General features: G+C 57.9%; 24 protein-coding genes and 1 pseudogene. 9 read left to right on the plus strand and 16 right to left on the minus strand.

Annotated elements, in window-relative coordinates; all coding sequences use genetic code 11:
• Positions 1-592 (minus strand): annotated as a pseudogene (locus JAO32_RS15190) (1-deoxy-D-xylulose-5-phosphate reductoisomerase); the annotation flags it as partial.
• Between the two features lie 63 nt (positions 593-655).
• Between JAO32_RS15190 and JAO32_RS15195 the strand changes: the two are divergent.
• Both JAO32_RS15195 and JAO32_RS15200 read left to right on the plus strand, forming a co-directional pair.
• The gene (locus tag JAO32_RS15195; protein ID WP_334241895.1) at positions 656-1,120 is read left to right on the plus strand and encodes a hypothetical protein; all 465 of its coding nucleotides are present in this window, start codon (positions 656-658) and stop codon (positions 1,118-1,120) included.
• A 160-nt stretch (positions 1,121-1,280) separates the two neighbouring features.
• The gene (locus JAO32_RS15200) at positions 1,281-1,571 is read left to right on the plus strand and encodes an HU family DNA-binding protein (protein WP_334241897.1); all 291 of its coding nucleotides are present in this window, start codon (positions 1,281-1,283) and stop codon (positions 1,569-1,571) included.
• Here JAO32_RS15200 and JAO32_RS15205 read toward each other — a convergent pair.
• Together JAO32_RS15205 and pncA are read right to left on the minus strand one after the other, a co-directional pair.
• Positions 1,568-1,999: an acyl-CoA thioesterase gene (locus JAO32_RS15205; RefSeq protein WP_334241899.1), complete on the minus strand. Its 432-nt coding sequence runs from the start codon at positions 1,997-1,999 to the stop codon at positions 1,568-1,570. The two genes, JAO32_RS15200 and JAO32_RS15205, sit on opposite strands and share 4 nt — an antisense overlap.
• A gap of 10 nt (positions 2,000-2,009) precedes the next feature.
• Complete coding sequence (pncA, locus tag JAO32_RS15210; RefSeq protein ID WP_334241901.1) at positions 2,010-2,630, minus strand: bifunctional nicotinamidase/pyrazinamidase; 621 nt, start codon at positions 2,628-2,630, stop codon at positions 2,010-2,012.
• 304 nt (positions 2,631-2,934) lie between these two features.
• On the opposite strand from pncA, the gene JAO32_RS15215 reads away from it, so the two are divergent.
• From JAO32_RS15215 to JAO32_RS15240, 6 genes are all read left to right on the plus strand, one after another.
• Positions 2,935-3,468, plus strand: coding sequence for a helix-turn-helix domain-containing protein (locus tag JAO32_RS15215; protein WP_334241903.1), 534 nt, complete (start codon positions 2,935-2,937; stop codon positions 3,466-3,468).
• Positions 3,469-3,588: 120 nt separating this feature from the next.
• Positions 3,589-4,482 carry an isoprenyl transferase gene (locus JAO32_RS15220; RefSeq protein ID WP_334241905.1) on the plus strand — a complete coding sequence of 298 codons (894 nt, stop codon included), beginning with the start codon at positions 3,589-3,591 and terminating at the stop codon, positions 4,480-4,482.
• A gap of 3 nt (positions 4,483-4,485) precedes the next feature.
• Positions 4,486-4,827: a hypothetical protein gene (locus JAO32_RS15225; protein WP_334241907.1), complete on the plus strand. Its 342-nt coding sequence runs from the start codon at positions 4,486-4,488 to the stop codon at positions 4,825-4,827.
• 24 nt (positions 4,828-4,851) lie between these two features.
• A complete protein-coding gene (locus tag JAO32_RS15230; RefSeq protein ID WP_334241909.1) occupies positions 4,852-5,706 on the plus strand; it encodes a phosphatidate cytidylyltransferase in 855 nt (284 codons plus the stop codon).
• Positions 5,707-5,783: 77 nt separating this feature from the next.
• Positions 5,784-6,698: a proline dehydrogenase family protein gene (locus JAO32_RS15235; RefSeq protein ID WP_334241911.1), complete on the plus strand. Its 915-nt coding sequence runs from the start codon at positions 5,784-5,786 to the stop codon at positions 6,696-6,698.
• 78 nt (positions 6,699-6,776) lie between these two features.
• Entirely contained in the window at positions 6,777-7,634 is an 858-nt protein-coding gene (locus JAO32_RS15240) for a hypothetical protein (RefSeq protein WP_334241913.1), read from the plus strand.
• Positions 7,635-7,753: 119 nt separating this feature from the next.
• Here the strand turns inward: JAO32_RS15240 and JAO32_RS15245 are convergent, their stop codons facing one another.
• The 13 genes from JAO32_RS15245 to rimO form a co-directional block, all read right to left on the minus strand.
• On the minus strand, positions 7,754-8,542 hold the full coding sequence (locus tag JAO32_RS15245) for a glycosyltransferase family 2 protein (RefSeq protein ID WP_334241915.1): 789 nt from the start codon (positions 8,540-8,542) through the stop codon (positions 7,754-7,756).
• Between the two features lie 134 nt (positions 8,543-8,676).
• Positions 8,677-11,751 (minus strand): TonB-dependent receptor, encoded by a 3,075-nt coding sequence (locus JAO32_RS15250; protein ID WP_334241917.1) that lies wholly within the window; start codon positions 11,749-11,751, stop codon positions 8,677-8,679.
• A gap of 49 nt (positions 11,752-11,800) precedes the next feature.
• A complete protein-coding gene (locus tag JAO32_RS15255; protein ID WP_334241919.1) occupies positions 11,801-12,604 on the minus strand; it encodes an SDR family NAD(P)-dependent oxidoreductase in 804 nt (267 codons plus the stop codon).
• Between the two features lie 76 nt (positions 12,605-12,680).
• Positions 12,681-14,261: an OmpA family protein gene (locus JAO32_RS15260; RefSeq protein ID WP_334241921.1), complete on the minus strand. Its 1,581-nt coding sequence runs from the start codon at positions 14,259-14,261 to the stop codon at positions 12,681-12,683.
• A gap of 200 nt (positions 14,262-14,461) precedes the next feature.
• Positions 14,462-15,454, minus strand: a complete 993-nt coding sequence (locus JAO32_RS15265; protein WP_334241923.1) for an NAD(P)H-dependent glycerol-3-phosphate dehydrogenase — start codon at positions 15,452-15,454, stop codon at positions 14,462-14,464.
• Positions 15,451-16,086 (minus strand): glycerol-3-phosphate 1-O-acyltransferase PlsY, encoded by a 636-nt coding sequence (gene plsY / locus JAO32_RS15270; RefSeq protein ID WP_334241926.1) that lies wholly within the window; start codon positions 16,084-16,086, stop codon positions 15,451-15,453. The genes JAO32_RS15265 and plsY overlap by 4 nt, the downstream gene beginning before the upstream one ends.
• A gap of 607 nt (positions 16,087-16,693) precedes the next feature.
• Positions 16,694-17,914, minus strand: a complete 1,221-nt coding sequence (locus JAO32_RS15275) for a competence/damage-inducible protein A (protein WP_334241927.1) — start codon at positions 17,912-17,914, stop codon at positions 16,694-16,696.
• Between the two features lie 510 nt (positions 17,915-18,424).
• Positions 18,425-19,468, minus strand: coding sequence for an IPT/TIG domain-containing protein (locus JAO32_RS15280; RefSeq protein ID WP_334241929.1), 1,044 nt, complete (start codon positions 19,466-19,468; stop codon positions 18,425-18,427).
• A 43-nt stretch (positions 19,469-19,511) separates the two neighbouring features.
• On the minus strand, positions 19,512-20,090 hold the full coding sequence (locus tag JAO32_RS15285; RefSeq protein ID WP_334241931.1) for a phosphatidylglycerophosphatase A family protein: 579 nt from the start codon (positions 20,088-20,090) through the stop codon (positions 19,512-19,514).
• A 2-nt stretch (positions 20,091-20,092) separates the two neighbouring features.
• Positions 20,093-20,302 (minus strand): DNA gyrase inhibitor YacG, encoded by a 210-nt coding sequence (locus JAO32_RS15290; protein ID WP_334241932.1) that lies wholly within the window; start codon positions 20,300-20,302, stop codon positions 20,093-20,095.
• Between the two features lie 22 nt (positions 20,303-20,324).
• Complete coding sequence (locus JAO32_RS15295) at positions 20,325-20,753, minus strand: DUF4760 domain-containing protein (protein WP_334241934.1); 429 nt, start codon at positions 20,751-20,753, stop codon at positions 20,325-20,327.
• Positions 20,754-20,778: 25 nt separating this feature from the next.
• The gene (locus tag JAO32_RS15300; RefSeq protein WP_334241935.1) at positions 20,779-21,240 is read right to left on the minus strand and encodes a GyrI-like domain-containing protein; all 462 of its coding nucleotides are present in this window, start codon (positions 21,238-21,240) and stop codon (positions 20,779-20,781) included.
• 246 nt (positions 21,241-21,486) lie between these two features.
• A complete protein-coding gene (gene rimO, locus JAO32_RS15305) occupies positions 21,487-23,154 on the minus strand; it encodes a 30S ribosomal protein S12 methylthiotransferase RimO (protein ID WP_443082605.1) in 1,668 nt (555 codons plus the stop codon).
• Positions 23,155-23,551: 397 nt separating this feature from the next.
• Here rimO and JAO32_RS15310 point away from each other — a divergent pair, with 397 nt between their 5' ends.
• On the plus strand, positions 23,552-24,238 hold the full coding sequence (locus JAO32_RS15310) for a YqjF family protein (RefSeq protein ID WP_334241939.1): 687 nt from the start codon (positions 23,552-23,554) through the stop codon (positions 24,236-24,238).
• Positions 24,239-24,320: the final 82 nt, after the last annotated feature.

Genomic DNA, 24,320 nt, shown 5'->3' on the forward strand with positions numbered 1-24,320 from the left:
ACGCCTGCGCAGGCGTGATGTGTTCAAAGTCTTTCAGTGGCGTGTTGCGGAAAGGACCACCGCTCGCGGTCAGCCATATCTGCTTCACTTCCGCGGTGGTGCCGGCGCGCATCGCCTGATGGATGGCATTGTGTTCGCTATCAATGGGAAGAATGGTGACGTTGTTCTTCTTAGCCGCAGCAATGATCAGTTCACCCGCTGCCACCATCGCTTCTTTATTCGCGAGACCGATGGTCTTGCCTGCATTTACTGCGGCATAGGTAGCTTCTAGACCGGCGACGCCAACAATAGCGCTGACCACAAAGTTCACTTCCGGCAGCGTGGCCACGCGGACCGTACCCGCAGATCCATAGGCAACTTCCGTGCCGGTAACGCCTGCCGCCTTCAGCTTTTGCGTTAGCTGCGCAGCAAGTTCTTCCGTGGCAACTGAGATCACCTGAGGACGCCAGCGCACACACTGCTGGAAAGCCAGATCCAGGTTCGTCCCGGCGGCGAGTGATACGACGCGATAACGCTCCGGGTAGCGTTCGCAAATGTCCAGGGTGCTGGTTCCAATGGAGCCGGTGGAACCGAGAATAGCGATGTTCTTCATCACGTTTCATTTTCTCAGATAGGCGCATCAGCGCGGATGCTATCGTTCGTGGGCGAGGTGCAAATGGCTGCACGCGGTTGCTGGAGTTCAGGCCGAGTCATCGCAGTGGCGACACTCCTTTGCGGCACGCTGGATATCGCTGATGCTGCTATCTTTACCGTTGCCCACGGGCATAATCCGCTGGTGATGCTTCGTTCCATCGCCGCCTGTCTCTTGGGCCCGGCTGCCATGCGCGGCGGTAACGCCATGTCTTTGCTCGGTTTAGGACTGCATTTCCTGATTGCTGCCTTCTGGGCCAGCCTTTTTGTGCTGTTGATCAGCCCAACAATTGCGGCTCGTCGCTATCCGCTTGCAGTCGGCACGGTCTATGGCCTGTTGATCTACGTTGTAATGAACTACCTCGTCCTGCCACATACGGCCCTGCATATTCCGCTTCCACAGCCCGGTCCCGGCATGGTGAACGGGGTGCTGGCACTGGTGCTGCTCTTCGGCGTGCCGCTCGGTCTCCTGAGTCGCAAGCGCTGCTGAGGGACTCCGTTTTCCTCATGCAGGTCGGCTGATCTCCCATGTTTTCTTTGCGATCGTTTAAGTTGGCGTGATCTCATTGCGCGTAGTCCGGTGTACACTCCATGCATCCCCGTGAGAAATCGCGGGTTGGCAGACAGGGTTTCGTAAGGAGGCATCCCGTATGACCAAGGCAGATCTCGTGGATGGCGTGACCGCCTCCGGCGACCTTACCCGCCGCGATGGCGAAGTGATTGTCGATACGTTCTTCGAAGGCATCATTGATGCCATCCGCAGTGATGAGAAGGTGGAGATTCGTGGCTTCGGATCATTCCGCATCCGTCAGCGGAATGCGCGCATTGGTCGCAATCCCAAGACAGGCGACAAGGTGGAAGTGCCCGCGAAGCGCGTGCCCTACTTCAAGCCGTCCAAGGAACTCCGCGACCTGGTGAACGCCACAGAACCCTCAGCTTAACCTTCTTTTTCCAGCAATTTGCGGAATGCCTGGGCATACGGCTCAGGCAATTCGCGTTTGGTCATCTCGCGGTTCACCACCACGTGGCTGGTCGAGCCCTCGCAGAGCAGCTTGCCGTCTTCCACGCGAACAACCTCGTACGCCATCTTTAATACTGGGCCGCGCATGGCGGTAATACGTGTGCGTACAGCGATTTCATCGTCGTAACGGGCAGATGCGCGATAACGCGCTTCCACGCTGACCACAGCGATCAGGCAGCCGTGCTCCTTTTCCAGATCCGCGTAAGCAAGTCCCAAAGAACGCATCAGTTCCACGCGACCTACCTCAAACCAGATCAGATAATTCGCGTGGTAAACCACGCCCATCTGGTCGGTTTCGGCATAGCGGACACGGAGGCGGGCTTCGGCGTGGAACGGCTGCTGCGGCATGACTTTAAGTCTAATGGCCCAGCAGCGCTTCGCTGGTGATCGTGCGCACACCGGCTTCATTCCATCGCTGAGACATCGTCGCCATGGATTTGGGATCGATGCCACGCACAGCATCAATCACGACGGTGATATTGAACCCAAGCTGCTTTCCATCCAGCGCGGAATATCCAACGCAGTAATCCCATGCCAGGCCGGTCAGATAAAGGTCCGTAATGCCCTTGTCGCGGAAATGGCCCGCAAGTCCCGTCGAAGTGCTGTGATCGTTTTCCAGAAAGGCAGAGTAGGAATCGATATCCAGCCGAAATCCTTTGCGTAGGATCAGGCCGGTGTGGGGAAGATCAAGTCCGGGCGCCAGCTCTGCGCCTGGGGTGTTCTGCACGGTGTGGTCTGGCCATAGCGCCTGCTCTCCGTATGCGGCTTGTGCGGTGTCCTGAAAGGGAAGTTTGCCGTGGGTCGAGGCGAATGAAATATGCCCTGCAGGATGCCAGTCCTGTGTCACTGCGATTTCAGCGAATTTCCTGCCCAAACGGTTGATGACGGGGATCACTTCATTCCCTTGGGGGACAGCCAAGGCGCCATTCGGGAGAAAGTCCCTCTGAACATCAACGACCAGTAGTGCTCTTTGTGACATCTGACACGATCCTTTGCTTTCCCTGACCTTACTGTTTGATTTTCTGCTCTGCGATTTCGATGCGCTACCGTCTGATCATCTTCCTTTGGCCCAGAGTATCTACACGTTCACAGAAGCGCGGCATAGTTACTTGTTTGGTTCCTTTCCGGTTTTCTTCTGGAATTCGGGGGTATTTATTCCGGTTCCCCCTTGACTTACCAGTTACCCCGTATCAGAGTAGGAACATCGCGGTCGTTCTTTATCGGACGTGCGCGATATGGGGCCCCGCTCTGGCACCCATCCGCTACACGACAATATGGCAACCATGATGGCACCCGTCGAACAGCGGGAGGTACTTCGTTGCGATCACTGCAGCCTGGTTCAGTTCCGGTCTGCAAACTCGCTTTGCCGCAAGTGCCGCAAGCCCCTGGATGTGGAAGAGCCCGAGCCGGTTGTGGCTCCCGCGCTTTCGCTGGTTCCACCGGCTGCGCAGACGTCGGAAGATGGCGGTCTGCAGGTGGCTACCGCCGTGCGCGATCTGCGTCGCGTACGCAATCTGAGCCAGCGTCAGCTTGCTGGCCGCATGAACGTTCCCCGTACCTATATCAGCAAGATTGAGAACGGCAAGGCGATGCCGACCCTCAGCAGCCTCGAGCGCCTGGCAAGGGCCCTTCAGGTGGACATCAGCGCCCTTCTGCGTGACGCAAAGACGCGTCACAAGGACGAGGCTGCCGTTCTGATGGCCGACCCGTTCCTGGCAGAAATCGCCCAGTTCTGCTCGCAACTGGACGCGCTGCAGAAGTCGATCTTCCTGAACCATGTGCGCGAACTGGCCAGCGGCCGTCGCCGGATGGCGTAGGAACCTGACTTTTCGCGACTTCTCTCTCCTCGGCACCGCGCTCAGGTCGATTGCTTCATTGCAACGGCCTGAGCGGACGTGCTACGGTCGAGCGGTAACGAAACTTCCGGAGTCGATCCCTTGCCCCTGACCCAGCCCTTGCGTATCCACGAGCTTTCCCCGAAGGAACTCGAGGTGTATCGCACGCTGGATCCGGCCCGCATCCCCGAGCACGTCGCCATCATCATGGATGGCAACGGCCGCTGGGCAGGCAAGCGCGCCATGAAGCGTTTCCTTGGCCATCAGCAGGGCGCAGAGAGTGTCCAGTTCGTTGTCGAAACGGCATCGCGCATCAATCTTCCGTTCCTGACGCTGTATGCGTTTTCCCTTGAGAACAATCTGCGTCGTCCCAAGGCGGAAGTCAGCTTCCTCATGAAGCTGCTCAAGAACTATCTCGTCGGCAATGTGAAGCGCATGCAGGACAACAATGTCCGCATGAACTACATTGGCCGCACACACGAGCTGCCGGAAGAAGTGCAGGAAACCATGAAGTGGGCGCAGGCAGAGACTGCGAAGAACACTGGCACCACACTCACGCTCGCGCTGAACTACGGTTCGCGTGCTGAGATTGTGGACGCAACGCGTTCCATCCTGCGCGACCTCATGGAAGAAGCGCATCGTCGCGGATGTTCTGTAGAAGATTTGCTCAGTGTGCAGGGTGGCGTCGAATCCGTTGACGACGAAACGCTGTCGCACCATATGTACACACGCAACATGCCGGACCCGGATCTGCTGATCCGCACCAGCGGCGAGATGCGAATTTCAAATTACCTGCTGTGGCAGATTGCGTACTCGGAGTTGTTCGTCACAGACCGCTTGTGGCCGGACTTCCGTGGCGAGCATCTGCTGGAAGGCATCGCAGCATTTCAGCAGCGCAGCCGCCGCTTTGGCGGTTTGGATACAGAATTTACTGACGAGACGCTGCCTGACCCGCAGACACCTCAGGCCACAACGCCGGAGATGGTTAGCCGCTAGCCGATGCGGACGCTGGACCGCATTGCCGGGTGGGTTTTCATAGGCTGCAGTCTCGCACTGTTTGTCCTTCTGCATCGTTTCTACTCCGGAAACACGGAACCTCTCGTTCTCTGCACCGCGCTCTGCGGCCTTTTGCTTGGCGCCATGAACCTGATGCGAGCCGAGCGTCCGCATGATCGGACATTGGCCAAGGTCTGCGTTGCAGGGAATGCGTTTTTCGGGATCCTGATGGGCGCGCTCAGCCGTGCGGTAGAAAGTTTCCCGTTGCCGCTGACCATGGCAGCGCTCTGTATCGTCCTTCTATTGCTCAGCATGAGGACACGTCGCCGCAGCCGACCGATGTAAAAGCGGTATCCTCAACACTGGCCCATGAAAAGAATTCTCACTGCCATCGTTCTCATCGCTGTTGTCTTCAGCCTCATTTTCTGGGGCAACCAGCTTGCGTTGATCGTCATGTCGGCGCTGGTGGCGCTGCTGGCCGCGTATGAGTATGTGGCGCTGACGCGGGCAGGCGACGAAGTGGTTCCGGCCTGGTGGCTGCTGCCGGCCGTGGTGCTGTTGTTTGTGGTGACGTACTGGCGTCCGTTGGATTCGCCGTTGCCCGTATTGAGTGCACTGGGCCTCAGCTTGTTGACCATCGTTGCCTTCCGCGAAGCAAAGAACGGCCACCTGGAGCGCGTTCTTCCCATCGCCGCGGCAGGCTTCTTCGGCCTGATTTACATTGCCTACCCGCTCACACTGCTGCCGCAGATTGAAGCAAAGGAAAACGGCCCCACACTGCTGATCTTCCTCATGTTGGTGGTGTGGACCGGCGACATCGCTGCACTGTACGTAGGCAAAGCATTCGGCAAACGCAAACTCGCTCCAGCTCTGAGTCCAAACAAAACGCAGGAAGGCGCGCTGGCCTCCATCGCTGGAGCCGTCGTCATCGCGGCTGTTCTGGCCGGTGTCTGCGAACTCTTCGGTCGTCGTGGCAGCACTCTGCTGCATATCTCTGAACCGCTGTGGCAGACGCTGCTTCTGGCGGCGCTGGTCAACATCGCGGCCCAGGTCGGCGACCTGCTGGAGAGCGCGTTGAAGCGTGGTGTCGGCGTGAAGGACTCCGGCGCAATGCTGCCCGGCCACGGCGGCATCCTCGACCGTATCGACGCGTTGCTGGTAGCGGCTCCGGTGCTCTGGTACCTGCTGCTGCTCAAGGACGCCGCCGGATTCGGCGGATTCTAACCCACGACATAGACCTCCACCCGCTGAGGGCTGTGCGATTTGACACGCCTGCCCTTGCCGATGAGACTTTCCACAGGATGCTTCGCTCTTTCCTGATCTCTCTTTCCCAGAACAACACTATGCGCGGCATCATGGAGCGGTCAGCTCCGGGCCGCAGGCTGTCCAGCCGTTTCGTCGCTGGTCTCACCGTGGAAGACGCGCTCCGCGTCACCCGCGATCTGAATGCGCAGGGCTTCGCCGTCACTGCGGATGCGTTGGGTGAAAGCGTCCGGTCGGAAGCGGAAGCACTCGCCGCTGCCGACATCTACCACCGCCTGCTGGACGGCATCACCACAGCGGGAATGAACGCGAACGTGAGCCTGAAGCTAACCGGCGTGGGCATGGATGTTTCGCCGGAACTGGCGGAACGCACCACCGGCGACATCGTGGCACACGCCGCGCACGTGGGGAACTTCGTCCGCATCGACATGGAGGGAACGCCCTACACCGAGGCGACCATCGCCCTGACCGAACGTCTTGCGCAGCAGTATCCCGGCGCGGTAGGCACTGTACTGCAGGCTTACCTGTATCGAACGGCGGACGACACGGCGCGCCTTCTGCGCCAAGGCATCCGCATTCGCCTTTGCAAAGGTGCTTACAAAGAGGCTGGCGACGTGGCCTTCCCGGCCAAGTCAGACGTCGACGCGAACTATGTGAAGTTGATGCAGACGATGCTTCCTTCGGGAGTCTTCTGCGGCATTGCCACGCACGACCCCGCAATGGTCCAGGCAACCGAGCAATTTGCTGCACAGAACAACATCCCACGGTCCGCATTCGAGTTCCAGATGCTGTACGGCGTGAAACGAGAACTACAGCGAGAACTCGTCCGCAAAGGCTACGGTGTTCGCATTTATCTTCCTTTCGGCACGGACTGGTATCCGTACTTCATGCGCCGCCTGGCAGAGCGTCCCGCAAATGTAATTTTCCTCCTGCGAAACCTCGTGTCCAATTAACGCCACGGCTAGCTTTTTCACGACGTTTTCTGCATCTTAGGGAGAGATTTCCCGTCTTTAACTTCTGTGACCCAAGTTATGATTCGTAGTCGTTTTGCGCCTGTACTTCTTGCGTTGGCGTGTACCACCCCTGTCCTGCATGCCCAGCAGACCGAAGCAGCCGTGCAGACGGTTGCTCCCGTCCAAACTGCTGCAAACGACAATGCTGTCGTAGCGATGGCCATACCTGTAGACCGCGAGGCCGAATCCTCCAGCCTGCCAGATGCTCCGGGGATGGAGCAGACACAGCAGTCGCAGGACCCGCATGCCTCCAATGCTGGGCAGGCAGGGCATACCCCCAGCGGTGAACCGCAGCAGACCCAGCGCATTTTGGGCATCATGCCCAACTTCAGCGCGGTATCCGCCGACACTAAACTCCCTCCCATGACGGTCAAGGAAAAGTTTGTGCTTGCGACGCGCAACTCCTTTGATTACTCCAGCTTTGTGCTTGCTGCCTTTACGGCAGGCTTCGCGATGAACGGCAATTCCTATCCTGAGTTTCACCAGGGCGTGAAGGGCTACGCGCGGTACTACTGGCACGGCCTTGCCGACACAGCCAGCGAAAACTTTATGGTGTCAGGAGCCATACCGGTCGTGTTTCATCAGGACCCGCGGTATTACACGCTGGGCCACGGCGGTTTCAAAAAGCGGGCGTTGTACGGTGCCACCCGCATCTTCGTCTCGCGTAGCGATGACGGCAATGCCATGCCGAACTACTCCGAGATCATCGGTGCTGGTGCCGCATCTGGCATCTCGTCGCTCTACTACCCCACGCGTTATCGCACCTGGACGAAGGTGGGGCAGAAGTGGCTGACCAGCGTCCTGATTGACGGCGCAGGTTACACGTTCAAGGAATTCTGGCCGGACATCAACCATAAGATCTTCCACACGCACTAAGCAGCGTTGTCATTCTGAGCGTAGCGAAGAATCGCGATAATGCAGCAAGTGGCGAAGGTGCTTCCGGTTTTCTGAAATCTTTTCAAGCGCATCGCCACAGGTGAACCTGTGGCGATCTTTTACTGCTCTGCTTTCTTGCGTGCTTCCCAAACTTTGACGTATTTCCAGTGGGCATAGACGGCGTGGTTCAGGTGGAAGATCAAGCCCTCCGCGCCGTCCAAAAAGCCGAGTCGAAAAATGTAGTTCTTCACCCATCCAAAAAACGGATTGACGAACGACTGCGCCAGCAGCGCCCAGCTGGGCGTTCCGGCCTTGCGCCGTGACAGCGCCACCACGGTGCCGGTGGAGTACTCGTTCATGTGATCCAGATAGTTGGCAAAGTCTGGATAGCCGTAGTGCTGCAGGTGGTTCTTCAGGTGGCCTTTGTCCGCGTTGTACTGCGGCGTGCCATGCGGCCCAATGCTTTCATCCACTGTTGCCATGCCACGGCGGAAGAGGCGCAGCTTCTCATCGGGGAACAGGCCGCCATGACGCATCCATCGTGTGATGAAGATGTTCAGCCTCGGCATCCAGAAGGCGTTCACCGTTGCGTTGCGCAGCGCATTCTGAATCTCCACCGCAAGTTCCGGCGTGACCACTTCATCCGCATCCAGCAGCAGAATCCAATCGCCGGTGCATTGTGCAATGGCAATGTTCTTCTGCTCGGCGTGGCCTTTGAAGTCGCGGTTGTAGCTGTGCTTCGCGCCGTGCTGCACGGCGATCTCCGGCGACCGGTCTTTCGATCCGGAGTCAACAATGACAATCTCATCCACCCATCCCTGCAAAGCAGCCAGCGTACGCGGCAGGTTCTTCTCTTCGTTCGTGGCAATCATGGCCACGGAGATGGTGGGTCTGTTGTTTTCGCTCACAGCTTTCCAGCATATCGAAAATGTGCCGTCATTCTGAGCGAAGCGAAGAATCCCAACGCATTCGCCCGCGGCAATGCGTTTGCGAATTTCTCACAAGAAAGCCAGCGACCTACGAATGAAGACGATCGGTGCGCCTAGAAATCGAAACGCGCTCCCAACTGAATCTGACGGCTCGGCGTGAGCGTCGTTGTAATGGTTCCAGCGCTGGCAACGCGGCCAGTCGTGGTGAACACGTTACGTTGCGAAGGAATGCCAAAGTTCGGACGGTTAGGCAGGTTGAACACTTCAGCGCGTAGCTGCAGCCGTGCGCGGTCGCTAAAGCGAAAATTCTTTGCGAGTGCCGTATCCAGCGAGGCCAATCCGGGGCCAATCAGAGTATTGCGTCCCAGGTTGCCGTAGTAGCCGGCAGCAGGAAGCGAGAACGCGGTGGGATCAAAGTACTGCACCGGCCCACCCTTGATCGGATTCGAACTGCGTCCGGGGACCAGATCTGGCCGCTCTGGCGACGGACCTGTGCCAAAGTTTGCGCGAGCACTGTCATAGCTGACCAAGGCAGAGAACGGCGCGCCAGACGCAAAGATCGCAATGGCATTGAACTGCCAGCCATCAGAGAGAAGTTTCGGGCCACGGAAGCGTGGCAGGTTTGCGGTCAGAAAAGTCGAGGAGTAGTTGCGCAGGTCATAGTTGCTGAGACCTTTTTCTGCGGCCAACGAATCCGGATCCTGCGGTACATCGTTCTCAGAACCCTGCGCCGTTACCAACGAACTGGTGTCGATGCTCTTGCCCCAGATGTACGTCGAACGGAGTTGCAGAATGTCGCGCCACTGCCATGCCAGCACCGCCTGCAATGCGTTGTAGCTGGAGAGGCCGTTGGTTTCCTTGTAACGAATCGCCGTGAAGTTCGGATTGCGCACCTTGGAACCGACGGGGAAGAACTTGCGTCCGTTCACGTAAGTCGGCAGCGACTGGTTCTCGTCCACAATACGTTGATCGTGTACGCCGCGATTGGCATCGTAGGCCAGAGTGAACGAAAGCCCACGGTGCAGTTGTTGCTGGACGCTCAGGTTCCACTGCATCACGTAGGGCGCCGCAGGGTTGTACTGCACAACGTCGATGCGTCCCAGCTGCAGGTTTGCCGGTGTGATGTTCGCATGCGGAAATGTCGGCGGCGTTACCGTGCCTACCGTGAAGAACGGTGGCTGACGACTACCCGCATTCAGATAAAAGTCTGTCCACAACGGATCAAAATAAATGCCGAAAGCACCGCGAATGCTGGTGTTCTTTTCACCCGGTACATACGCGAAACCGACGCGCGGAGCGAAGTTCAGCTTCGACGGATCGGTGTACATGGGGCCGATCGTGTCTGCGGTATCGTGCAGCACATCGCGCACCGTGGCCTGCAGGCCATTCTCTTCGCTGGGAACACTGGTGTGCTCATAACGAATGCCGCCAGTGAGTGTAAGCGCGTCGTTCGCTCGCCACGTATCGGTGATGTAAGCGGCATCCATGTGCTGCCGCCAGTTACGCTGCGGATTCGAACCCGGCAACGCAACTTCAACGCTGGAAGCAGTACCTGCCATGAAGTTGGCAACAGAAGTGAACTGATAGAAACCGTTCTGGCTCTGTGCAGCTTCCTGCGGGAAGATGATCTGCTTCTCATCGACACCAAACGCCAACGTGTGGCGACCGATGGTCCACGTCAGATCGTCCGCGCCCTGAAACAAATTCAGTTGGTTAACATTCGGACCAAAGCGCATGGGCCCGATCATCGCCAGCCCCGTCACGCTGATCGATCCGAAGGGCCTTCCGGACACAAACGACAACGAATCCGGAATGTCCTTAATCAACGTGTATTCCAGCGTGTAATACGAGCGGTTATAAGCCACACGAGCTTCGTTCACCAGATGATCGTTGAAGCTGTGTGTCATCTGGCCGGTCAGGTATTGCGTGCGCGAGCGATTGTGCGACTGCGAAATCTGCAGCGAATCCGGCGTGTACGCATTTGCGTTGTCGAACTGGTAGCGCGCAAACCAGCTGGTCCGTGCCGAACTCTGATGGTCATAGCGCAACACGAAAAAGTCTTCCGTGGTGCGATTCGTATTCGTGGTCTTGAAGTATCCCGTGCCATCCGTAAAGACAGTGCTATTCGGCGAAGGGATGATCGTAAGAAACGGCTGCACGCTTGCCACAGCCGATGCGCGTGCCGTTGCATTCGGCACCAGCGCGCTCGTAGTTACGCCAAGACTCTGTCGCAGGCCTTCATAGTTGCCAAAGTAGAAATCGCGCTTTGAGATGGGACCGCCCAGCGACCCGCCAAACTGATTGCGACTGAAAGCCGGGATAGGCAGCGAAGCAGAGTCGAAGTAGTTCTTCGCATCCATCGCCGAATTGCGCACAAACTCAAACGCGCTGCCGTGAAGCTGCGATGTTCCACTGCGTGTGATCTCGTCGATAACACCGCCACCCGTGCGTCCAAACTCCGCGCCATAGCCACTCACCAGAACGCGGAACTGTCCCACAGAATCCACACCCAGGATGGTGCCGCTGGCGCCGCCCGGAGTGTTGTTATAGGCGTCGTTTACGTCGGTGCCATCCAGCAGAAACGCCACCTGGTTCGTGCGGCGACCGGAGATGCTGATCTGCTTACCCAATCCCTGCGAATCCGGATTCAAGCGGCGCGACATCACCACGCCCGGCGACAAGTACGCAAGCTGCGTAACATCGCGGCCATTCAGCGGCAGTTCACGAATCGCACGCGGCCCTGTAACTGTGGAGAGCGATGCGTCCTCGCGTTCAATCTCCGTCTCAGGCGCGGCCTGCACCTGCACGCTGGCAGACGCTTCCACGCGAAGCGCGGCATCCAGTGCCGCGTGCTGTCCCACAGTCAGCGTTAGCTTCTGCTCCGTGGTCGCAAAGCCCGCCGACGTGATCTGTACCACGTAGTCGCCCGGCGCAATCTGCGGAATCACATAGACGCCAGTGCTGTTGCTGTCCACTGTGCGTACCGTGCCGCGGTTCGCATCGGTCAGCGTGACATGCGCTCCCGGCACCACTGCGCCCGTCTGGTCATGGACAATGCCTGACAGCGAAGCATTCGCGCCCTGCGCCATGGCAGCGCCGGGCAGCAGAACGCACGCAAGCGCTATGGCAGGCGCATTCAAGCCACGCCCACGGGCGGGCAGCAATCTCTCATCAGTAAGCAAGCGCATGGTATGCCGATTGGACGGTAGTAGAGCCCGAAAGGACTCGCGCACTATGCTACGAATTTCGACGGTGAATTGTCACGGCGTTGGCCTGGTCAATGGACGTCAGCAAAAGCGAAGAGACATTCACATGCGCTGGCCGAGTAACAGCCCACATAATGGCGTCAGCCACGTCTTCCGGAGTCAACGGCGTCGTGTTGGCGTAAACCTTGGCAGCACGCTCCTTATCGCCGCCAAACCGCACTTCGCTGAACCGAGTCTCCACCATGCCGGGATCAACGCTGGTAACGCGCACCGCCGTGCCCATCAAGTCAATGCGGATGCCTTCTGACAAAATCTTTTCCGCGGCCTTGGTCGCACAATACACGCTGCCGCCCGCATAGGCCGTCCAGCCAGCCGTGGAACCAAGATTCACCACATGGCCACGATTCCGATCCACCATACCGGGCAGAACAGCGCGCGTTACATACAGCAGGCCCTTGGTGTTGGTGTCGATCATCTCTTCCCAGTTGTCGATGTCGTCGAGATAAAACTTCTCCAGACCCCGCGCCAATCCTGCGTTATTCACCAGGATGTCCACTGCGCGCCACGCTTCGGGAAGATTCGCAATGGCATCTGCAACAGCAGCACGATCACGCACATCCAGCGCAAACGTATGCACTGCCTGCGCTCCGGCCTGCAGCAGTTCGTCGCACATGGCATCCAGCGCATCCGTGGAACGCGCACACAGCAACATCTTTGCGCCTTCCTTCGCCAGTGCCAATGCTGTTGATTTCCCAATGCCTGCGCTGGCGCCGGTGACGAATGCAATGCGATCGCGAATGCTGATGCCCATGTCATTGAGTAAAACAGCCGTCATGCCGCGCCTGCAAGTAAATGCAAAAACGAGCCGCCCGGAGGCAGCTCGTTTTTGCGAATGAATCGTGTACTTGCAGTTATTGCTGCGGAGTTGGTTCAGCCTGCGTCTTTACGCCGATTGAGGGGCCAGAGACGACCATCTCCACGCGGCGATTCTGCGCTCTTCCCGCAGCAGTAGAGTTATCTGCAACCGGGTTAGCCTTGCCAAACCCGAGCGAAGAAACATTCTCCGGATTCACGCCATTGTTGATGAGAAACGCCTTGGTCGAATCGGCACGGTCCTCGCTCAACTTCAGGTTGTAGTTATCGCTGCCCACGGAGTCGGTATAACCCTCAATCTGCAGCTTCAGGTCAGGGTACTGCTGAAGAATGACGGATACCTTAGCCAGCGATATCTGCGCGTCCTGTTTCAACGTGCTCTTTGCCGTGTCGAAAAGAACATCACCCAGCGTGACCACAAGTCCGCGAGGTGTCTCCTGCGTTGCCAGCACTGCGTTCAGTTGCGCACGCAGTTTGCGACGCATTGCGATGACGTCCTGCTGAGCTGCAGCAGCAGCTGCATTGGCTGAAGCTGCATTGGCCTCTGCTCGCGCCCGTTCGGCTGCTTCACGATCAGCAGCAGCACGCGCACGCTCTGCGTTCATGGCCTCTTGTTGCGCCGCTAATGCAGATGCCGCAGCCGCCACCTGTGCATCCTTGCGTGCGTTCACTTCCGCAAGCTGCCGTTCTTGCTCACGCTTGCGCAGCGTTACGATGCGTGCATCTTCAGCGCGCTGTACTGCTTCGCGCGCCAGCGTGATCAGCATTTTTTCGTCACGCTTCTTGGCTTGATCCATCGCATCGGCGCTGTCCAGGTTCTGCTTCACCTTCGCCATGATGTCCGGCGCATACTTGTCCGCGCCTGCAAGCATTGCAATCTGGTAGGCGTTATGCGCCTCGTACAGTTCCAGTGGGCTGTGCTCATCGCGAGTAATCGGGTGGAACACTGTCTTTGCCCCATCCGTTTGCGCATAAATACCTTTGGGCAACAGTGTGTAATGCGCATTCACATGTTCAATTACGCCGTTGGTCTTGCCCTCAACAACGTGGTTTTCCATCACCACAACATCGCTCGGAACCTTAACCGCGAAGTAAGGCTCGGCAGTGATGATCAGGCCAAACGATTGCAGCGGCACCGTCACCTGCATCTGCACACGCTGCTTGCCGCCAGTGGGTAGCACCTCACCCAGGTTTGCAGGCGAGCCATCGGGAGTAATGGCCCAAAGAACGTAAGTCAGATACTCCTGGCCGAAACCATTCGCAGGAGGAAGCCGATCGACATCCAGGTCAACAGTAATGCGTCCCTTGCCGCTGCTTACTTTCGCATTGCCCTTCGCGTTCGGCAGCAGAACAGTGCCGGTCATATCCAGCTTCGTGTCACCGCTGCGATGCAGATAGTTCACTGCGTCCAGATTGCGGCGGACAACATTGACACGATAGAGAGGTTGTCCATTCAGTTCGCCTACCGGGCGTCCACCATTTTGGATACCCGTGCGCGACGTTTGTGGATCTGCCGTGGGATTCAATTCCTGCGCGTGAATACCGATGGTGCAGGCAAGAATGCCAGAGATTACCGCCGCCGCACCAAACCGAAAGGAACGTTTTCCGTCGTGTTTCATGACTCTCCTCATGGATTTCCTGTCGCTATCGCGTATGTTCAGCAACCGACAGATTTCCAACTAAAAAAGAGATGCTATGAAAACGAGCTAAGTAGTCCGCAAAAAAGATTGTTTCTTGCGCAGAATTTTCGTACTTATAAAGGTTGCCTGTGACGCAATAAGTCGCGATTAAATGGCATGGAGTTACAGCAGCGAGTAACTTACTCGCTGCGTCCCGGCCGTGTCATCAGCATACGAATGGCTTCCAGTGGCGACCTGTCTTCATACAGAACGGCGTACATCTGTCGCGTGATCGGCATCTCGATATCTAACTTCGCAGCCAATCCAAGTGCAGATCCAGTGCAGCGAACACCTTCTGCAACCTTGCCATTCAATCCCGCAATGATCTCGGGGAGTTTTCTTCCGCGGCCAAGCTCCACGCCCACCGTGCGGTTTCTGGAAAGTGAACCAGTGCAGGTAAGAACAAGATCGCCGTAACCTGCAAGGCCAGCCATCGTTTCCGGCTTCGCTCCAGAAGCAACAGCAAGTCGTGTCATCTCTGCCATGCCGCGTGTAATCAGCGCAGCGGCTGCATTGCTGCCAAGCTCAAGACCTGCAACCACACCTGCAGCAAGCGCAATGACGTTCTTCAATGCGCCGCCTAGTTCAACACCGGTGACATCATCGTTCACGTAAACGCGCAGCGAGTCGGAAGAAAAATCGCGTTGTAACTGTTGTGCAGCTTCGGCATCTTTCGATGCCAGCACAATTGCCGTGGGCAACGCTGCCGCAACTTCTTTTGCAAACGAAGGTCCGCCGAGAGTAGCAAAACGTACAGGCGATGCCGCTGCCACAACTTCGCTCATGCGACGAAAAGTCTCGTTCTCTAAACCCTTCGATGCAGAGACGAAGATCTGATCTTCGCGCAGCACGGGCGCAATGAAACGCGCGGTATCACCAACAAATTCAGACGGTGTAACGCAGAGCAGAATGTCATGCTCTTCAGCGGTCTGCAACAGGTCCCTGGAGATGCGAAGGTCTTCCGGCAGCGCGTAGCCGGGAAGAAACTGTGTGTTCTCGCGCGTTGCAATCATCGCATCCGCGTGTGCAGGCGTATGTGCCCACAGCGTCAGTTCATGCTTCTTCTGGCGTGCCAACGACAGGGCCAGCGCAGTACCCCACGCGCCCGCTCCAAGAACTGCAATCCTGCTCATGCTTCCTTTTTCTTTGCGCCGAACTCGGGCTCGGTGCGGTTCAGCAGACGCGAGATATTCGCGTGATGTTTCACAATGACCAACAGCGGAATCGCGATATAGACAAGGTCCACAATCAACTGGTGCCGTCGATCGAAGAAAATGCAAAGTACTGCAAGCGCTGCAGCGGAGATGATGGACGCAAGCGACACATACTTCGTAAGTGCGAAGACGATGGCGAAGATCAGCACCGCAAACAGTGTGGTGAGCGGCATCAGGTACAGGAACACACCCAGCGCCGTTGCAACACCTTTGCCACCGCGAAAGCCAAGCCACACCGTGTACATGTGACCAAGCACGGCGAACAGGCCAGCCATCGCTTCCAGGTCATAACCGCTCGGAAAGCCCAGGCGCTGCGCCATGTGCCATGCGAACGAAACCGCGACGGCGCCCTTCAATGCATCCAGCACCAGCGTTGCTATCCCAAGTCCTTTGCCGCCGGAGCGTGCCACGTTGGTTGCGCCAATGTTGCCGGAACCACTGGCGCGGACATCTTCATGTCGGAAGAAGCGGACAAGCAGATAGCCCGTGGGGATAGACCCCAGCAGATAGGCAACCAGCAACGTAACAATCCAAAGTACGGTCGGGGTCATGACTCGGTAGAGTGTAGCAAGTCTCCCCTCAAAACAAACGGGAACCCCGCGTCCGCGCAGCGAACCTGGGTCATCGCGCAACGCTCCATCAAACGCACGGAGTGCGTCGAGAGGCGATCAAACGCACGGAGTACGTTCCCGAGCGAAGCTCGTACAGTCATAGACCGTCATCCTGAGCGAAACGAAGTGAAGCCGAAGGACCTGCATTCTTTTCAACCCTCTACAACGTCCCGGTAAGCCCAAAATACTTCCAGCTTCACAAAGCCAACCTGGAGACAGCCGCTCTCCATCGCGCAAAAGCGCGATCGGGTGGGAACCCAAAAACCTGTCAAGCCCCTAAAGCACCCAAACCAAACAAACCAAAAGAAATAGAGTTGGCATGCTATTTCCGCCATTTCTCTAAAATAGAAATAGCCCAACAAAATCCGCTGACTTGCTAACTTGCTGACTTGCTGCTTCTAAATCCTTTAGAAAGACGATTTTGCCTCTAACTCCAATGGGCAGACGATTTTAGCGACAATAAAGCCGTAACCCCAATAGAAAGACGATTTTAGAAAAACAGGGGGAGGGGGTACCCCTCTTGGCTAAACCAGTTTTTGCCGCAGCATCACCAGCGCGTATTGCGAGGCAAACCAGCGAACGCGTCGCGGTCACCGCTCAGGTTAAGTTCACGTACCTGCGTTCCGTCAGCATCCGCCAGAGCGATATAAACGCGGCCCACAGGCTTGTTCAGCGTCGCTCCACCCGGTCCCGCAATACCAGTCACACCAATCGCCAGATCCGAGCCAATGCGAGCGCGGATGCCTTCTGCCATCGCTCTAGCTACGGGATCGCTTACCGCACCATGCTGCTGGATCATCTCCTTTGGCACATCGGCAAAGAGAGTCTTCAACTCGTCGGAATACACAACCGCTCCGCCAAGGAACGAGCGCGACGATCCAGAGATAGCAGTGAGTCGCTCCGCGATGAGACCGCCAGTGCAGCTCTCCGCTGTGGACAACGTCAGGTTACGCATGCCCAGCATCAGCAGCACCACCTGCTCCAGCGATTCCCCATCGGCAGAGAAGACGTAGTCCATCATCTCGTGCTCGCAGCGGGATAGCACTTCATCCACGCGTTCCTGCGCCTCTTCCAGCGTAGGCTTGGCGCACTGGAAGTGCAGTTGTATCTCGCCACCTGTGCTCAGGATGGTGGTGCTCACATCGGGATAGGAAAGGTAGATGGGCGAAGTGCGTGCATCCACTTCGCTCTCAGGCACCACGGCCATACGCAACCAGCGATACGCAATGTGCAACCGCGGAATCACCTGCTGCAGCCGCGGACGCACCTGCTCCACAAACATCGGCAGCAGCTCCTTCGGCGGCCCCGGCAGCAGCGCAATGTACCGAGGCTTCCCCTCATACTCCGTGGCAAGCCACTGACCCGGTGCCGTGCCATTGGCATTCGGCAACAACTTCGCACCGTCAATTACATCGGCTTGCTTGAAGTTGATCTCCTGAATCACAAGGCCGCGCTTGGCGAATCGTTGCCGCAAAGCTTCTACAACGGTTTCGTTACGCGTCATGCTCAGTCCAAGTGCAGACGCTACAGCTTCGCGCGTCAGGTCATCTTCTGTCGGGCCCAGACCACCGGAGAACAGCACAATGTCCGCGCGCGTGAGCGCGATCTTCACGGCATCCACAAGATGCTGGAAGGTGTCGCCAAGGATGGTCTTGAAGGCGACAGTGACGCCAAGCTTGTTCAGCTCCGCTGTAAGAGCAAGGGAGTTGGTGTCCTGCCGGTAGGGCGTGAGCATCTCGCTGCCCACAGCAATAATCTCTGCAATCATGATTCCTTTAAGATGAGCTTTCTCTTGAGAAACTCTCAAAGCTTAAGTGCATCAATGGGGCAATCGCAGCGATGAATAACCCCATTAAGTAAATGCGCCAGTCGGATGAGGAAGGCCATTCGTAGCTCTTGTGCCAGATTGCTATATTCCATAATTCCTGTAGCGGGATGAAAAAGGATAGAACAGCACAAAATAGGCTCGCTGCTACGAACGCGTAAGAACGTTGCAGTAGCTTGATGTTGTTCCGAGATATCCCAAATAAGAGGAAGAGTACAAACCAAGTGCTTCCTGCTATTGGCACGATTACGGGGACCATGAAGGCTCCCACAAAACCTCTGGCTAGTTCGATGAACTTAAAGTCTTCAGATTCTTGGAACGCAGCAAATACAACAAAGCAGACGAACGTCACGACAGACGCGAAGTACACACTGAGCAGTATTTGTACTGCCCTCATCACAAGCATTCTTATTTGCCGCCAAGCATAACTCGTCGCATGAGCCGTTGCTTCGTTCAACGGCTCAACCGTCCTTCCACGCCAAGGACCACACTATACAGAGCGCTGTTCGTCGCCAGTACCGCTTCGCCTGCCTCGGTGAAGGCCAATCCAACTAGCCCTGCGCCGCTAAGTACACACGATGCTTCCTTCTGCGGCGTGATGCGGATGATGCCGCGTTCGCCATGCAGTGACGCTGCAACGTACACATTGTCCTGCGTATCGATGGCCATGCCCTGTGGGCGTCCCAGACCGCGGTACCACACGCTCACCTCACCATCGGGTGTGATGGCGTGGATGGCCTCGTTGCTGCTGGTGGTGGGCCCAGTGACCAATAGCGTGCCATTGCCGAGGAAGGCCAGATGATAGGCCGAAACAGAAGGTTCCAGCGTGGCGAACACGAAGACATTCCCCTGAGTGTCCAGCTTGAAGATGGTGCCGCTGCGGTCGCCCACGTAGAGGCTGCCGCTGCCGTCGAAGGCCAGTCCGGTGGCAACGCCCATACCCTCGGCAAACTGCACGGATGCGCCGTCGGGGTTGATGCGGTACACCGTACCCTCTGAGCGTGAGGAGCAGTACAGGTGCCCGTTGGGACCGAACGCAAGTGCGCTGGCGTTCTGCAGGCTGCGCACGAAGGGACGCATCTGGTAGTCGCGGTCGATGCGGAAGATGGACACCGGTACGTCCTGTCCGCGCGTTCCGGAGAAGGTGGCGAATATGTTGCCTTCGCTGTCCACAGCGGGATTGGCAATGGGATGCAGGTTGTCCGCGATGGGGACAGCGACGTTCAGCGGCAGAGGATTGCTGTGGTTATCGTGGATGCGCACCACGACATCGCCGGAGATGGAACCATCTGGTACGCGGATGCTGATGCGGGAGGGGGAAGTGAAACTCAGGGCGGCGGGGACGTCGCCTATGGTGATGTCGGGGCGGGTGGTGTCCGCCAGGTGTGCGCCGTAGATGTCCACAACGCCGTCCGGCATGGCTGCGGCTGGGGTGATCCGGTCAAGGTGCGGTGCGTTGGGGTCGGCGTGGCCGCGGAGATGGGAGAGCAGCGTCATCACCTTTGAGGGTATGCCTCGATAGGTCGCGCTTGCAACGTAGCTAGTGCTTCGGCGCGCTCTGGATCAGGTGGTAGATGATGAAGCCTTGTTGCAGCAGGGTCTGCACGATGAGGCCGTAGACGCCTGCGGCAAGGTCGTCCACCACGATGCCGGTGCCTTCGGGGAGGCCTTCCAGGCGACGTACTGGCGGTGGCTTCAGGATGTCGAATACACGGAAGCAGAGCAGGCCCAACAGTGCGAAGGGCATGGTCGGCAGGCAGAAGACGAGCGTGAGCCATTGGCCTGCAACCTCGTCGATGACCACGATCTGCGGGTCCTTGCGGCCACTCTCGCGGGCTACGCGGGTGGCTGCGGGGATGCCGATAGCGGTCGCTGCGGCGGCCATAGCCAGTGTGATGAGCGGCAGCCAGTGGAATGGCACATGGCGAGCTACGATGAACCACACGATGACAGCAGCGACGGAACCGTAAGTTCCCGGGCCGGGCTTGAGGAAGCCGGCGCCGAAGAAGGTGCCCACGACCCACGCCCAGCGCGTACGTTTCACGCCAGGAAGATGTTCGGCGGGAAGCACCTCATCGCGGGTGATGGTGTCGTGTTGTGCGTTGGGAATCTCAGCCACGCTTAGTTCTCGTACTTGTTGTGGCGCTGCTGCTCGCGTTCCAGGTCTTCCAGAAGGTCTGGATCCAGGATGGGCGAGGTGATCTTGTAGTCTCCGCTGGCCCACTTACCGAGGTCTATGCGGCGGCAGCGATCACTGCAGAAGGGGAAATCATCGCCCTTCTCGGTGATCAGTGTTCGACAGGTGGGACAGCGGAGTACTTTGGTAGCCATAACAGTTATTGGATGCTTCGGGTTATGCCTTGGCTGCGACGACCTGCGCGCGGCGTGCGGCGAGCTGCTTCTTTACGGCCTCAAACTGCGCCTGTGCCTTCTCGCTGCCGTCAACCAGCTTCTTGGTGTTGGGCATGAAGGTGTTTCCGGTGGCCTCTTCCGAGATGTCGGCGAACTTGGCGCGGATGAAGAGTGCTTCGCCCTGCGTAGCGAGGAAGAGGTCAGAGTCGACTGCGCCGTGCAGAGGAAGTTGAGCGGCCATCTCCCAGAAGCTGATCACCTGACGCCAGTAGACGTTGTTGGGGTTCGTGGGATTGTGGATCTGCTTGAACTCGTCCACGTTCGCTGGCCAGAACTCCATACCGACGTAGTTGCGTGCCTTGCGCATTACCTCTTCGCGGCGTAGCTCGTAGAGCTTAAGAACGATGTCTGCATCTGCAGGTGTTGCCATTGTCTGTATGATCCTTCTTCCAGTGCTATTCACTCGGCTCTAGCGGAATGCCGATCTCGATCGGTCCGCTGGCCCTAAGTGGATTGTACGGTGCCGTGAATCGCTCGAACTCTGGGACGTTGCGTTCCCGGCGGCCAGATTGGGGCAGCCACTCGCTCAGAGCCCAGATCCATGTGTCGCGGAGTGTGACGATGTCATGCACCGTGAAGATGGCGTATTGGCCGGCCTCGATGGTGATGCGTGCTGGCGAGTTTACGCCTTCGTAGTTGGGCAGTGCGATGCCGGTGAAGTAGTGGAGCTTGCCGTCCGCAGTGCATGGCGATGCGCCGTAGAGATGCGTTGCGGTGTGGAGTTCGGGGACTGGACGCGACATCAGGTCAGCCCATTGTGCAGGGATGCGCTCTGTTGCGTCCGCCTGGCCTTCGTAGATGACCATGGTGCCTGCGAGGAGGATTGTGTCGATGTGGCGGAACTCCGGTTGCGTCATCAATGCTCCTTCAGTTGCACGTCAGCATTACGACACGAACACCCTCTTGGCGGAAGCTCCAAGATCGACTTACTACCGTTCGGAGAATCTCTTTACCAAAGTAGGTTCCGACGACTACCTTGTCTCCGACGGAAGGTATCAGCAGAATGTCTATCGGCTCAAGCACGACGTCTGGATGAGTATCACCTGTTTCGGGGAAGCTGAATGTCATAACAACTTGAGTTCGCATGCTCCCTTTTGCCGAATCTAGTCAAGGATCCTTGCGACCACATCGTAGTCGTGGGCTTCGGTGATCTCGGCCTGGTAGAAGGTGCCGGGTATGAGGGCTTCGTGCGGGCCAAAGTCGTTGAGTAGGACGTGGCCGTCGATCTCCGGGGCCTGCTGGAGGGTGCGGGCCTGCCATAGGAGTTCGGTCTCCTCGCTGGGGCCTTCCACCAGGACTTCTACTACCTTGCCTACCTGTGCGGCGCGGGCTTTGGCACTGAGCTTGAGCTGGGTACGCATCAGGCGGCGACGGCGGGCTTCGATGGTCCGCTTGGGCACCTTGTCGCCGAGGTCGAAGGCGGGTGAGCCTTCCTCGTCAGAGTAGGAGAATACGCCGAGCCAGTCGATCTTGGCGGCCTTGATGAAGGCCTCCAGTTCGGCGAACTCCTCATCCGTTTCGCCGGGGAAGCCGACGATGAAGCTGGTGCGGATAGCGATGTCCGGGACGATGGTGCGTGCCTTATCGAGCATGCGGAGGAAGATGTCACCGCTGCCGCCGCGCTTCATCCGCTTGAGGACGGTTGGCGAAGCGTGCTGCAGAGGCACGTCGAGGTACCTGGCGATGTTGTCGTGCGCCGCGATGGTCTCGAGGAGCTTCGTCGTCACCTTGTTCGGGTAGGCGTAGAGGAAGCGGAGCCACTTGATGCGGCCGATGCCTTCCACCTCTAACGTAGCGAGGGCCTCCAGCAGCATGGCGAGGCCGTCCTTCATGCCGAGGTCCTCGCCGTAGCAGGTGGTGTCCTGGCCGATGAGGGTGATCTCGCGGACGCCCTGCTTCACCAGGTTCTCCGCCTCGTTGAGGATGGAGGAGATGCGGCGTGAGCGGAACTTGCCACGAAGCTGCGGGATGATGCAGAAGCCACAGGGATGATCGCAGCCTTCGGCGATCTTGATGTAGGCCGAGGCGCGCGGCGTGCTGAGGATGCGCGGTGTCTCGTCGGAGTAGAGATAGCTGGGGAGTTCGGCGGTTGCGCCATCCCAGTCGGTGCGGGCGAAACGGCCCTGCTTCTCGCGGAGGTCGCCTTCGGGGCGCGAGGTCTGTTCGGGGACATCGAGCTGGCTGTGCTTGCGGACGGCGCTGGATGCGCGGTCGATGAGGCTGCTCTCCGCGATGGTTGCGGGCGAGAGATTGCCTTCGGCAACTTCCACCTCTAGTGCTGCTGCTCCGCCGAGTTCGGTGTGCGCGTGCGTGTGAACCGGTGTGTTTGCGGAGGTGAGGATGTTGAATGGGCTGTTGTTTGGGACTGGCTTCGGCTGCAGGCCTGCTGCGGCGAGGATGTCATCCAGTTCGCCGGTGCCGAGAACGGCGTCTACCTCGGGGATGTTCTTCTGGATCTCGTCGCGGTAGCGCTCGACGAGGCAGCCGGTGACGATGAGGCGTTTGGCGCGGCCTTCCGTCTTGTGCTGCACCATCTCGAGGATGGTGTTCACGCTCTCCTGCTTGGCGGAGTCGATGAAGGAGCAGGTGTTGACGACGATGATGTCGGCGTCTTCTGCGGCGGGTGTGAGTTGCGCGCCTGCGTGGTGAACCATGCCCATCATGACCTCGGAGTCGACGAGGTTCTTGGGGCAACCGAGGGAGACGAAGCCAATCTTGGGGCGTTCGATGGTCTCGGTGGTGAGGTTCGTTTTGATTTCTGCTTCGGTGATGGTTGGCACGCGGGTGTCCCTGCCGGGGTGAGTGGTGGGGTACCCCCCTCCCCCCTCAAATTTCTAAAATCGTCATGCGGAAGGACTTATCGTCAGGGTACCCCCTAAAATCGTCATACGATTGGGGTTACACGCAAAATCGTCATTCTGCTGGAGTTAGCAGCCGCCCGCCAAGGCTTGTGCGTGCTCCTATATGGTCACCCTCTATTGTAGCGGTTTTTGGGGAAATTATCGGCACTGGGAAGTGTTTTGGATTGTTTGGGTTATGAGGATTGGGGCTTGACAGGTTTTTGGGTTGGCTACGAATCACGAGCTTTATGATGCAGGCATGCTGGAAACGAGGCTGCTGAAGGACACGTCGCACTTGCCTTGGGGCCTGCCCGAGAGAATGTGGCGGATGCGACAGCGGTGGTCGAGACTGTTGTTTGCGCATTGGCCGGTGCCCGTGGCGGAGGTGCAGGCGAAGCTGCCCGCCGGGTTAGAAGTAGACGTCTTTGACGGCTGGGCCTGGCTGGGCGTGGTGCCATTCACTATGGAACAGGTTCGGTTTCGAGGAGTGGGGATGCGGACATTTCGCGTGCCCACGGCGCATGCGTTTCCTGAGTTGAATTTGCGGACCTATGTGGTGGCTCCGGATGGGCGCGCGGGGGTGTACTTCTTTTCGCTGGATGCGGGGAGCCTGTTGGCTGTGGTGGGTGCGCGCCTGGGGTTTGGTTTGCCATACTTCTGGTCGTCGATGCGGGAGAGTACGAGCCCCGATGGAGTCGTGTCTTACCAGTCGACGCGGAGATTCGTGCGTCCCGCGGAGTTTGTGGCGCGGTATCGGTCCACGGGCAAAGAGGCGGCGCAGGATGATCTGCGGCGATTCTTGACGGAACGATATGCATTGTTTGTGCGGCGCTCTGGAAGTGTGCAGGCAGGCTACATATCCCATGCACCATGGTCGCTGATGGAGGCTGAGGCGGAGATAGTGGTGAATACACTTCCGCAGAGTTTTGGTTTTGCTTTGCCGGATCGAGCACCGGTTCTGCATTATTCCAATGTCCTTGACATGGAGGCGTGGACACTGCGGCGGGTGTCGTAGAAAGCATGCCGTTCTTTACAGGGATTGGCATACACTGATTTCGTTTGTCATCATTCCTTTCACTTTCCCTTGGAGTTTCTGT

The organism is Terriglobus sp. ADX1, assembly GCF_036877645.1.
Lineage (GTDB): Bacteria > Acidobacteriota > Terriglobia > Terriglobales > Acidobacteriaceae > Terriglobus.

Coding starts and splice junctions, on each gene's coding strand:
- pncA (WP_334241901.1), bottom strand. CDS start 2,630: ATGTCACAAAGAGCACTACTGGTCGTTGATGTTCAGAGGGACTTTCTC.
- JAO32_RS15200 (WP_334241897.1), top strand. CDS start 1,281: ATGACCAAGGCAGATCTCGTGGATGGCGTGACCGCCTCCGGCGACCTT.
- JAO32_RS15215 (WP_334241903.1), top strand. CDS start 2,935: ATGATGGCACCCGTCGAACAGCGGGAGGTACTTCGTTGCGATCACTGC.
- JAO32_RS15225 (WP_334241907.1), top strand. CDS start 4,486: ATGCGGACGCTGGACCGCATTGCCGGGTGGGTTTTCATAGGCTGCAGT.
- JAO32_RS15255 (WP_334241919.1), bottom strand. CDS start 12,604: ATGACGGCTGTTTTACTCAATGACATGGGCATCAGCATTCGCGATCGC.
- JAO32_RS15250 (WP_334241917.1), bottom strand. CDS start 11,751: ATGCGCTTGCTTACTGATGAGAGATTGCTGCCCGCCCGTGGGCGTGGC.
- JAO32_RS15275 (WP_334241927.1), bottom strand. CDS start 17,914: ATGATTGCAGAGATTATTGCTGTGGGCAGCGAGATGCTCACGCCCTAC.
- JAO32_RS15295 (WP_334241934.1), bottom strand. CDS start 20,753: ATGGCAACACCTGCAGATGCAGACATCGTTCTTAAGCTCTACGAGCTA.
- plsY (WP_334241926.1), bottom strand. CDS start 16,086: ATGACCCCGACCGTACTTTGGATTGTTACGTTGCTGGTTGCCTATCTG.
- JAO32_RS15240 (WP_334241913.1), top strand. CDS start 6,777: ATGATTCGTAGTCGTTTTGCGCCTGTACTTCTTGCGTTGGCGTGTACC.
- JAO32_RS15230 (WP_334241909.1), top strand. CDS start 4,852: ATGAAAAGAATTCTCACTGCCATCGTTCTCATCGCTGTTGTCTTCAGC.
- JAO32_RS15265 (WP_334241923.1), bottom strand. CDS start 15,454: ATGAGCAGGATTGCAGTTCTTGGAGCGGGCGCGTGGGGTACTGCGCTG.
- JAO32_RS15290 (WP_334241932.1), bottom strand. CDS start 20,302: ATGGCTACCAAAGTACTCCGCTGTCCCACCTGTCGAACACTGATCACC.
- JAO32_RS15195 (WP_334241895.1), top strand. CDS start 656: ATGGCTGCACGCGGTTGCTGGAGTTCAGGCCGAGTCATCGCAGTGGCG.
- JAO32_RS15310 (WP_334241939.1), top strand. CDS start 23,552: ATGCGACAGCGGTGGTCGAGACTGTTGTTTGCGCATTGGCCGGTGCCC.
- JAO32_RS15260 (WP_334241921.1), bottom strand. CDS start 14,261: ATGAAACACGACGGAAAACGTTCCTTTCGGTTTGGTGCGGCGGCGGTA.
- JAO32_RS15280 (WP_334241929.1), bottom strand. CDS start 19,468: ATGACGCTGCTCTCCCATCTCCGCGGCCACGCCGACCCCAACGCACCG.
- JAO32_RS15300 (WP_334241935.1), bottom strand. CDS start 21,240: ATGACGCAACCGGAGTTCCGCCACATCGACACAATCCTCCTCGCAGGC.
- JAO32_RS15235 (WP_334241911.1), top strand. CDS start 5,784: ATGCTTCGCTCTTTCCTGATCTCTCTTTCCCAGAACAACACTATGCGC.
- JAO32_RS15205 (WP_334241899.1), bottom strand. CDS start 1,999: ATGCCGCAGCAGCCGTTCCACGCCGAAGCCCGCCTCCGTGTCCGCTAT.